The sequence below is a fragment of the Flavobacterium sp. genome (assembly GCF_043760115.1).
Taxonomy (GTDB): domain Bacteria; phylum Bacteroidota; class Bacteroidia; order Flavobacteriales; family Flavobacteriaceae; genus Flavobacterium.
The window spans coordinates 1-10,892 of the sequence record NZ_JAYUPK010000175.1; the positions used below are offsets into that span (position 1 = coordinate 1).

Below are 10,892 nucleotides of genomic sequence, written 5' to 3' on the forward strand. Positions count from 1 at the left end.
GATTAATTTCCAAAGGATTTTGTTGCTATCCAGAAATTTCACGCGAAGTAACAATGGAAGCCAAAAAACAAGGAATAGAACAACTCTTTCTAGAAAAACCATTACTTTTTAGCGAGTTATTACTAGAAGGAAGAAAAAAACAATACAACAACGCCATTTCAGAAACTCATAAAATAGTATTTCTAGATCGTGGCATTCCAGATGTTTTGGCTTACATGCATTACATTGGCGACAGTTATCCATCATTTTTTGACCAAGCTTGCAAAGATCATAAATACACTAAAATTTTTATTCTTCCACCTTGGGAAGAAATTTACATTAGCGACGACGAACGTTATGAAAATTACGAACAAGCCAAACTAATTTACAATCATCTATCAGAAACCTACCAAAAATATGGTTACAATTTAATAGAAGTTCCTAAAGATACTGTTGAAAATAGAATAGATTATATTTTGGAAGTTTTGAGTTGTGAGTTATGAGTTGTGAGTTGTGAGTTGTGAGTTGTGAGTTTTTAAACATCTAAAAATTAAAATATTTTTTTTTAAACCTTTAAACAATTTAAACTTTTAACCTTTTTTAAACTTTTTTAAACTTTTAAACTTTTTTAAACTTTTAAACTCTTAAATTGTTTAAACTTTTTTAAATTTTTTCCAACCTTGACAACAAAAGCTTTTTTAGAAATTAAGAAAAATCTATTTGACAAATGCAATCTTGAAATTTCTAATTAGTAATTGAAAGAGAAAGTCAGGACTATTCAGCTTGTAAATTTCAGGTAAACAATCATAAAATTATATTTCGTGAAGCCAAGATTACGCCAACCAAAATTGGTCAATTTGTAACTTTATGGAAACGAACTAATACCAATCCAATAGAACCATTTAATACATATGACGATTTTGATTTTGTAATTATTTACACAAAAACTAAAACTAATTTTGGTTTATTTTTATTTTCTAAAAATGTACTTACTCAAAACACAATAATTTCAAATGATAAAAAATTAGGTAAACTTGGTTTTAGAGTGTATCCAATTTGGGATAAAGTAGAAAATAAACAAGCTATAAAAACTCAAAAATGGCAATTAAACTATTTTTATGATTTTAGTAATGAAGTAACTTTTGACTTTGATAATTTTAGAAAATTACTTCAATAAATAGTTTCAAAATTTATTAAATCCTACATTATGTATTATATTTGTTATGTTTGATTGTAATTTAAACTTTTAAACATTTTTAAACATTTTTAAACATTTTTAAACTTTTAAACATTTAAACAATTTTAAATATTTAAACAACTTAAACTTTAAAAACAACTTTAAATCTTGACTCCACTAGAAATTCTTCAAAAATACTGGAAACACGATGCGTTTAGAGACTTGCAAGAAGAAATAATTGCATCGGTTTTAAAAGGTCAAGACACATTTGCATTACTGCCAACTGGTGGTGGAAAATCAATTACATTTCAAGTTCCAGCATTAATTATGGACGGAATTTGTCTGGTAATTTCGCCTTTGGTTGCCTTAATGAAAGATCAAGTAACTAATTTACAAAATCTAGGTATAAAAGCAATTGCATTAACTGGAGGCATTAGACAAGAAGAAATTATAGATTTACTTGACAATTGCGAATTCGGAAATTATAAATTTTTGTATCTATCGCCAGAACGATTGCAAAACGACTGGATTCTAGAAAGAATAAAAAACCTTCCTATAAATTTAATTGCAATTGACGAAGCGCATTGTGTCTCGCAATGGGGACACGATTTTAGACCAAGCTATTTAAAAATTTCTTTACTAAAAAATCATTTCAATAAAGTTCCATTTTTGGCACTGACTGCTTCGGCAACGCATCGTGTAAAAGAAGATGTAATTGCTCAACTAAAGCTAGATAATCCTGTAGTTTTTACTAAATCTTTTGCTAGAGAAAATTTGGCTTATATGGTTTTTACAACCGAAGATAAATTGCATTTGATGCAACAAATTTTAACTAAAAACCCACAATCTTCCATAATATATGTAACCAATAGAAAAGCGTGCACCGATATTTCTCGACATTTAGAAAGTTTAGGATTTTCTGCAACCTATTATCACGGTGGATTATCTTTAAAAGATAAAGAAAATCATATGAACCTTTGGATGAATGACAAAGTACAAATTATGGTTGCCACAAATGCATTTGGAATGGGAATTGACAAACCTACTGTTAAAACTGTAATTCATTTGCATATTCCTCCAAATCTAGAAAATTACTATCAAGAAGCTGGACGTGCAGGAAGAAATGGCGAAAAAGCATTTGCAATTTTACTTACAAATCCATCTGATATTATTCATGCAGAAAGTCAATTTCTTTCTGTTTTATCTGATAAAGCTTTTTTAAATTTAGTATTTCTTAAACTCTGCAATTATTTTCAAATTGCCTATGGCGAAGGAATTGACGAAAAATTTAGTTTCAACATCAATCATTTTTGCACAAAATATTCGTTCTCTGTATTGAAAGTTTATAATACATTGCAATTTCTAGACAGACAAGGAATTATTAGTTTATCGCAAGAGTTTTCAGAAAAAATAACCTTGCAGTTTATAATTCCGTCTAAAGAAGTTATTCGATATATGAGTTTAAACGAGCAAGATGAAGAAGTAATTCTAACTATTTTACGAACAAATCCAGGTGTTTATGAATCGCAAACCGTTATTAATGTTACCTTAATTGCCAAGAAATCTAATACCGAAGAAAAGAAGGTTCTAGCAATTCTTCATAAACTTCACGAAAAAAATATTATAGAATTAAATGCTAAAAACAATGATGCAACGTTAACCTTTAACGAAGTTAGAGAAGATGACAAAACCATAAACAGAGTTTCTAAATATTTAGAAGCTCAAAATAAATTAAAGACAGAGCAACTTCAAGCAGTATTACATTATATTAAGGAAGAAAAAAAATGCAAAAATAAATTACTTTTAAGTTATTTTGGAGAGACAATTTCAACTGAGTGTGGCGTTTGTTCTTTTTGTATTTCTAAAAATAAAACTAAAACCAATTTCGATTTAGTATCTGATAAAATTCTAGGTTTATTAAAAATTCAAGATTTAAATTCGAGAGATATTCAAAAATTATCAAAACATACTAAAGACGATGTTATCTTTGTACTTCAAAATTTATTAGAAAATGATGCAATAGTAATTAATTCTAATAATTTATATTCGATTAAAAATAGTTTAAAATAGAGATTACTTTAGCATCAAAAACAATATGAAAAAATTAAGAATAGTTTTTATGGGAACACCAGAATTTGCTGTAGGCATTTTGGACACCATTATAAAAAATAATTATGAAGTTGTTGGTGTTATAACTGCTGCCGACAAACCTGCTGGTCGCGGTCAAAAAATTAAATATTCTGCTGTAAAAGAATATGCAGTTGCCAATGATTTAAAATTATTACAACCAACAAGCTTAAAAGACGAAAGTTTTTTGGCCGAATTAAAAAGTTTAAATGCCAATTTACAAGTTGTAGTTGCTTTTAGAATGTTGCCAGAAGTAGTATGGAAAATGCCAAGTTTGGGGACTTTTAATTTACACGCATCGTTGTTGCCAAATTATCGTGGTGCTGCGCCAATAAACTGGGCAATTATAAATGGAGAAACCAAAACCGGAGTAACCACTTTCTTTATTGATGATAAAATTGATACTGGCGCAATGATTATAAGTAAAGAAATTTCAATATCTGAAAATGAAAATGCTGGTGAATTACACGATAGATTAATGGTATTGGGTAGCGAAACTGTTACTGAAACTTTATCATTAATAGCAAATGAAAAAGCTGTAACAACAATTCAAAAAGACACAAACGAAATAAAAACAGCTTACAAATTAGATAAAGAAAATTGCAAAATTGATTTTTCTAAAACAGGTGAAGAAATTCATAATTTAGTTCGTGGACTTTCGCCATATCCAAGTTCTTGGTGTACAATAAAAGATGGAAATGAGCAGTGGAATGTTAAGATTTATGAAGCTATATATAATAAGGAAGAACATTTAGAAATTATTGGAACTGTAATAACTACTAAAAAAATATTAAAAATTGCTGTTGCAAATGGATTTATAGAAGTTATAAATTTACAATTTCCAGCAAAAAAGCGAATGAATACATCGGAATTGTTAAACGGAATTACACTTTCTATTGATGCAAAAGCGTTGTAAAGTCAAGTAATCATTGAAAAAAAGTAGTTAATCTTCGACGAAACGCACGTTTTTATTAACAAATACTTCTACTTATCAACAAATATGATAAAAAAACTCCTCAACGCTTGCGTAGTGTGTATTTTCTACTAAATTTGTTTTTAATAAAAATAACGTTTAACCAACAATTAATAACTATTATTATGAACAAATCAGAATTAATCGATGCTATTGCTGCTGATGCAGGAATTACAAAAGCGGCTGCAAAATTAGCTTTAGAATCATTTTTAGGAAACGTAGGATCAACTTTGAAAAAAGGTGGTAGAGTTTCTTTAGTAGGTTTTGGATCTTGGTCAGTATCTAACAGAGCTGCAAGAGATGGTAGAAACCCTCAAACAGGAAAAACTATTAAAATTGCTGCTAAAAATGTAGTGAAATTTAAAGCTGGTGCAGAATTAGAAGGTTCTGTAAACTAATTAGATTTACATTTTGATATAAATTAAATCACGCCAATGGCGTGATTTTTTTTACAATTAATTTGGATTTACCATAATTTATTGTAATTTTATTAAAAAAAGGAGCTAAATGACTACAGAAAAACTACAAAAAGGACAACTGCTTTTAGCTGAACCATCAATAATTGGTGATTTATCTTTTAACAGATCGGTTATTTTATTGGCAGATCATACAGAGGAAGGTTCTGTTGGTTTTATTTTAAACAAACCTTTAGAATATTCTATAAACGATTTGTTGCCAGAAATTGAAGCTGAGTTTAAAATTTATAATGGCGGACCAGTTGAACAAGATAATCTTTATTTTATTCATACCATACCTGAATTAATTTCTAACAGTATTGAAATTTCTAATGGAATTTTTTGGGGTGGAGATTTTGAATTGACCAAAACATTAATAAACGAAGGTAAAATTACCAAAGAAAATATTAGATTCTTTTTAGGTTATACTGGTTGGTCTTCCAATCAATTGGAAACAGAATTACTTGCCAATTCTTGGATTATTACTTCTAATAATTATGAAGCTGAAATTTTAAAAAAGCAATCTTCAAGATTTTGGAAAGATAAAATTATGGAATTGGGTGGCGATTACTTAATTTGGTCAAATGCGCCTGAGAATCCTGTTTTAAATTAGGAAATTAATTCATTTAATTTTCCCAACAACCCTTTAGCAAGATTATTTCCATATTCTTTCTTCCTATACTTTGTTATAGATTGAATTCCAGAAATTACATTTGTAATAAACAATTCATCGGCTTTTTGTAAATCGAAAGGTGAAATTATTTCTTCGATAACTTCAAGATTTTCTATTTTTTTAGCAATTTGAATAATTTGTTTTCTAATAATTCCGTTTAAACAACCTTCAGATATTGGTGGAGTTATCAACTTATTTTGAAGCAACATAAACAAGTTTCCGTTTAAAGCTTCAACTATACTTTTTTCATTATTTAGCAGTAAACAATTTTGAAAACCATTTTCATCTGCAAAAATGCTACCTGTAATATGTATCATTTTATTGGTAGTTTTTATAGTAGATAGTAACTGTTTAGAAATAAAAAAATCTTTGTATAAATCAACTTCATAATTAGAATTAGAAAATTGATATTCTTTATTTTCTAATGGAGAAGCTTGAATTATGTATGAAACTGATCTAGTTTTTGGCAAATAAAAACCACCATCGTTTCTAAAAACTGTAAATCTAATTCTTGCCGATTCTTGAATTTTTAGTTGATTTACTAAGATTAAAATTTCATTTTCTAGAAACTCCATAGTAAATGTTGCAGGAATTTGCATTCGTACAATTCGCATGGAAGCCATTAATCTAAAATAATGATCTTCTAGAAATAGAATTTTATCATTTACAATTTTTAAAGTTTCAAATATACCATCGCCATAAAGAAAAGCACGATTGGAATTGGATAATGTAGTTTCGGAATTTAGGATTTCTCCGTTGTAATTAATCATAAAAAAAGTCTCGATTTTAGGTCGAGACAAATATAAGTTTAAAATAAGAATTTTTATGCAGAACCTAGTACGTGTTTTAAATCGGAAACTTGATTTTCCCACAATTGTGATGATTCTTCAATTTCGTCTTCAAATGCGTAGTCAATTACCATTAAAGAAACATCTTTAGTTATTTCGTCTTCAAGTATTCTTAATTCAAAATAGTAGTCTGTATCTTTATTATTCTCATCAAGCCATCTAAATTTTACTTTTTCTCCAGATTTTTTAGAAATTAAACGTGCATTTTCTTCAGAATCATTCCATTCAAATGTAAAATATTCTCCTCTAGAGTTTACGTTATCGGCAAACCACTCTTGCAAACCTGAAGGAGTAGATATGTATTGATACAAGAGTTGTGGCGAAGAATTAATGGGAAACTCTATTTCGTAACGCAGTTTTGTAGACATAATCTAAATTTTTCTGAAATATATAATTTTTATTTATAAATACACGAAAAGAAAAAATTATTTTTTTCAAATTATTATTTGCTCAATGTTTTAATTGGCTTATATTTGCACGCTCAATGAAAATTGAGAACTTAAAAGGCGAGATAGCTCAGTTGGTTAGAGCGCAGGATTCATAACCCTGAGGTCCCGAGTTCAAATCTCGGTCTCGCTACAAAATAAAAATTAGTTTATGCTAGTTTTTACAATGGATTAGAAGTTTTTTTAATCCATTTTTTATGTTTAAAAAAATCAAGTCTTTACTAATTGAACACAAATTTGAATACGATTTGGCTTCAAAAATAAAATATTCAGAACCAAAAATTTACTGTGCTAATGGTGATTTAACTCAGCGATAGTATCTTTATTTTTCTTATCGAAAATTCATTTACTATTTACTTAGAAAGACTGCATATCAACAAATTGAATTTTGTCATAGTACATAAAACTGTTGAAATTCTCCTACTTCTGAGAATAATTACCTGTCATAATGTAGTTACTGAAGAGCTTGTATTGCATTCGCTGAATGATTTCTATGAAGACAAAACAATTAATATAAAAAATGTAGTTCAAATTTTGAACGTGGTGGATGTTAAACGAAAAATTAAAAAAAGATGAAAAAATTGATCTTATTATTAATTCCAATTATTTTAATTGGATGTCAAAAGGAAATAAATTTCAAAACTATTGATGAAGGCATCGATGATCAAATTGTAAAATATGATCTCATCAATTATAGCCTTATCAAAACAATAAAAAAAGATGAATTTTATAAAATAATGATTCTTGATTTAGAAAAAGGTAATCCAACAAAAACCCAAAAAAAGTTGGCTGAAGTGTGCAAGCAATTATTAAACAGTAAAGAATTTAAAAAAGATGAAATAATTAGTGTTGTAGAATTTGAATCAAGCCTATGTGGGTTTACTCATTATGAAATCGGATATTTTAATTCAGATATTAAATTAGAGTATCGATCTGAAATAAGACCCAATAAAATCAATATGTAAAATATCAAATTATGAGAAATACAATTTCATTATTTATAAGTATAAAAGAAAAGCTAACGAATATTTGAGTATTGAATAAATTTTAAATAAATGCAATTGTAATTTAAACTTGAATTGAATACAATACATTTAAATAAATTCTACAAAATGGTAAAAATTTAATTAAATGTAAGATTTAGTTTAAAATATAATATTTTTTATGCTTTTAATCGATTTTTTAAGCTTTTAATCGATAATTAATTTTGTATATGTTTTCATATTATTTAGATTTGTACTTTAAAATCCAAACAAATATGAAAAAATTTACTTTTATTTTGATCCTAACCGTCTTATTTACAAGCACTTTGTTTGCTCAAAAAGGTGGTTCATTAGAAAAAGCAAATCGTTATTTACGAGAAAAAGGAGAAGTAATTCTGCACTTTAAAGCGACAAGTAAAGCGCAATTTTTAGAATTAAACGAGTTTTTGTCAATAAGTCACAAGCATGTAGACGAACAACTTTTAGAAGTTGAAGCTTATGCAAACAACGATCAGTTTAAAAGATTTCTTACTTATGGCATTCAATACGAAGTGCTGGCTGAAGATAATGAAGTTCCGTTAGAATTTTATACAAACTCTAATAAAGCCACTGCAGCTTGGGATACTACTTGGGATGCTTATCCTAAATATTCTGAATATGTTGCAAAGATGCAATTTTGGGCTACAACTTATCCAAGTATATGTACACTTCAAACCATTGGTTCTACTCCAAATGGAAGAACGTTATATGTTTTAAAAATATCTGACAATGCAACTGCAGATGAAACAGAACCAGAATTTTTCTATTCTTCTTCAATGCATGGTGATGAAATTACTGGTTATCCAACAATGCTACATTTTATTGATGAATTGTTAACTAATTATGGAACAGATACTGAAATTACAAATGTTGTAAACGGAACAGAATTATTTATTTGTCCACTTGCAAATCCTGATGGATCATATAAAACTACAGGAAATGACACGATGAACTCAGTTGGAAATACAGCAACTAGAGGTAATGCTGCTGGAGTTGATATGAATAGAAATTATCCAGACTTTATTGGAGGAATTCATCCTGATGTATTAGCTTTCCAAACAGAAACAACTGCATTTTTAAACTTTGAACAAACTAGAAATTTTGTATTATCTGCTAACTATCATGGTGGTGCAGAAGTTGTAAATTTTCCTTGGGATACATCAAACGGAGCATTAGGTACATCTGCCGTAAGTATTCATCCACAAGATGCCTATTTTAGATATGTTTCTAGGGTTTATGCTGAAGCATGTCAAATTGCTGATGGAAATTTAAATTATATGGATGATGTTTATGGTACTGGTCAATATATTGGAACTACAAATGGCGCAATTTGGTATACTGTAAAAGGTGGAAGACAAGATTTTAATACTTATTTTAATCATAATAAAGAAGTTACTGTAGAAATATCTGCAGTAAAATTTCCTGCTGCTGCAAATTTACCTTTTCATTGGGTTAGAAATAGACAAGCTTTACTAAATTATGTTAAGGAAGCTAGTTATGGAATACAAGGTATTGTAACTGATCAAGCTGGTTTTCCTATTCACGCTAAAGTTTATGTAAACGGTACATCTGATGGATTTGGTGGTTATGTAGAAACTTCTCCATCAAATGGTGATTATCATAAAGTACAAATTGCTGGTACATATAATGTAATATTTGAAGCTGCTGGTTATGCAACTCAAACAATATCTGCAACAATAACTAATGGCGCAGCAACAATTTTAAACGTTACAATGATTCCTTCTACATCAACACCAGTTGCTTCAGACGCAACTATATGTGTCGGACAAACAGCTGCATTATCAGCAACAGGAAGCGGAACTATTAAATGGTATAATTCTGCTACATCAACTTCTGTATTAGCTTCAACTGCAGCTTATACAACTCCAGCTTTAACTACTACAACTTCTTATTGGGTAGAAAGTGAAGTTACTCCAGCTAATGTTGGACCAACGGTAGCAACAGGAACAGTTACAGCTAATGCAAGTGTAGCAAATAGATATTTAATATTTAATTGTACTACTCCAACTAAATTAAAATCAGTTTTAATAAATGCATCTGCAATTGGACAAATTTATGTTGAATTATCAAATAGTTCAGGTACAGTTTTAGAAGCAAGAATAGTAAGATTAACAGCTTTGGGAAGTCAAGATATTAATTTAGATTTCTTTGTTCCTGTTGGAACAGGTTTAAGATTAGTATCTAGACAAATTTCTAACACAAGTTTAACTTGTGCAACAACTGGAATAACTTATCCTATTACAAGTGGTCCAATTTCAATTACAGGTAATAGCGGTGTTGGAACTTTCTTCCAATTTTTTAACTGGAAACTACAGCCCATTAAAAGTAATAGAAATGAAGTAATTGTTACGGTAACACCAAATCCAATAGTAAGCACAATCACACCAACAAACAAACTATCTGGAAGTACAGCTTTTACTTTAACAGTTAATGGATCTAATTTTGTTAGTGGTGATGCAACTGTAAGATGGAATGGAACTAATAGAACTACAACTTTTGTAAATGCAACTCAACTTACTGCATCAATAACTGCATTAGATGTTGCTACTTCTGGAACTGCAACTGTAACAGTTTTTAGCACTTGTAATTCAAGTTCAACAGCAGCACAAACTTTTACTATAAATTCAAGTTGTACAGCACCAGTTGCTAATATTACCAATTTACCAAGTATTACTGCTCAATGTTCAGCAACATTAGTTGCTCCAACAGCTACAAGTAATTGTTATGGTCAAATTACTGGAACAACAGCAAGTCCATTAACGTATTCTTCACAAGGAACTTTTTCTGTAACTTGGACATATAATGATGGAAATGGATTAACATCTACACAAAATCAACAAATAGTTATAAACGATACAACTGCGCCAGTAGCAAATGTTACAAATTTAGCAACAGTAACTGGTCAATGTTCGGCAACTGTAACTGCTCCAACGGCTTTAGACAATTGCTCTGGAACTATTACTGGAACTACTGCTTCACCTTTGACTTATTCTACTCAAGGAACTTTCAATATTACTTGGACGTATGCTGATGCTAGAGGAAATGCTTCTACACAAACACAACAAGTTATTGTAAATGATACAACTGCGCCAGTAGCAACTGTTGCTTCACTTGCAACTGTAACTGGTCAATGTTCGGCAACTGTAACTGCGCCAACTGCAACTGATAATT

The 10,892-nt window shown here is 29.3% G+C and carries 10 protein-coding genes and 1 tRNA gene; 9 read left to right on the top strand and 2 right to left on the bottom strand.

The window, feature by feature from the left end:
• The 6 genes from ACH2BC_RS14830 to ACH2BC_RS14855 all read left to right on the top strand — a co-directional run.
• On the top strand, positions 1 to 482 hold a 482-nt coding region (locus tag ACH2BC_RS14830), incomplete at its 5' end, for an AAA family ATPase (protein WP_395055018.1).
• 311 nt (positions 483 to 793) lie between these two features.
• Positions 794 to 1,156 carry a MepB family protein gene (locus ACH2BC_RS14835; RefSeq protein ID WP_395055034.1) on the top strand — a complete coding sequence of 121 codons (363 nt, stop codon included), beginning with the start codon at positions 794 to 796 and terminating at the stop codon, positions 1,154 to 1,156.
• Positions 1,157 to 1,321: 165 nt separating this feature from the next.
• Positions 1,322 to 3,226: an ATP-dependent DNA helicase RecQ gene (locus ACH2BC_RS14840; protein WP_395055036.1), complete on the top strand. Its 1,905-nt coding sequence runs from the start codon at positions 1,322 to 1,324 to the stop codon at positions 3,224 to 3,226.
• Positions 3,227 to 3,251: 25 nt separating this feature from the next.
• Positions 3,252 to 4,199, top strand: a complete 948-nt coding sequence (gene fmt, locus ACH2BC_RS14845; protein ID WP_395055020.1) for a methionyl-tRNA formyltransferase — start codon at positions 3,252 to 3,254, stop codon at positions 4,197 to 4,199.
• A gap of 182 nt (positions 4,200 to 4,381) precedes the next feature.
• Positions 4,382 to 4,654: an HU family DNA-binding protein gene (locus ACH2BC_RS14850; protein WP_395055022.1), complete on the top strand. Its 273-nt coding sequence runs from the start codon at positions 4,382 to 4,384 to the stop codon at positions 4,652 to 4,654.
• A 109-nt stretch (positions 4,655 to 4,763) separates the two neighbouring features.
• Positions 4,764 to 5,324: a YqgE/AlgH family protein gene (locus tag ACH2BC_RS14855; RefSeq protein ID WP_395055024.1), complete on the top strand. Its 561-nt coding sequence runs from the start codon at positions 4,764 to 4,766 to the stop codon at positions 5,322 to 5,324.
• On the opposite strand, the gene ACH2BC_RS14860 is transcribed toward ACH2BC_RS14855, so the two are convergent.
• Both ACH2BC_RS14860 and ACH2BC_RS14865 read right to left on the bottom strand, forming a co-directional pair.
• Positions 5,321 to 6,154 carry an aminotransferase class IV gene (locus ACH2BC_RS14860; protein WP_395055026.1) on the bottom strand — a complete coding sequence of 278 codons (834 nt, stop codon included), beginning with the start codon at positions 6,152 to 6,154 and terminating at the stop codon, positions 5,321 to 5,323. The genes ACH2BC_RS14855 and ACH2BC_RS14860 overlap by 4 nt on opposite strands.
• A 53-nt stretch (positions 6,155 to 6,207) precedes the next feature.
• Positions 6,208 to 6,600 carry an START-like domain-containing protein gene (locus tag ACH2BC_RS14865; protein WP_395055028.1) on the bottom strand — a complete coding sequence of 131 codons (393 nt, stop codon included), beginning with the start codon at positions 6,598 to 6,600 and terminating at the stop codon, positions 6,208 to 6,210.
• 137 nt (positions 6,601 to 6,737) lie between these two features.
• Between ACH2BC_RS14865 and ACH2BC_RS14870 the strand changes: the two genes are divergently transcribed.
• The 3 genes from ACH2BC_RS14870 to ACH2BC_RS14880 form a co-directional block, all read left to right on the top strand.
• Positions 6,738 to 6,811: transfer RNA gene (locus ACH2BC_RS14870), tRNA-Met, on the top strand.
• A 439-nt stretch (positions 6,812 to 7,250) separates the two neighbouring features.
• A complete protein-coding gene (locus ACH2BC_RS14875) occupies positions 7,251 to 7,643 on the top strand; it encodes a hypothetical protein (RefSeq protein ID WP_395055030.1) in 393 nt (130 codons plus the stop codon).
• A 293-nt stretch (positions 7,644 to 7,936) separates the two neighbouring features.
• Positions 7,937 to 10,892, top strand: a 2,956-nt coding sequence (locus ACH2BC_RS14880; protein WP_395055032.1) for a M14 family zinc carboxypeptidase, incomplete at its 3' end; no start/stop codon positions are given.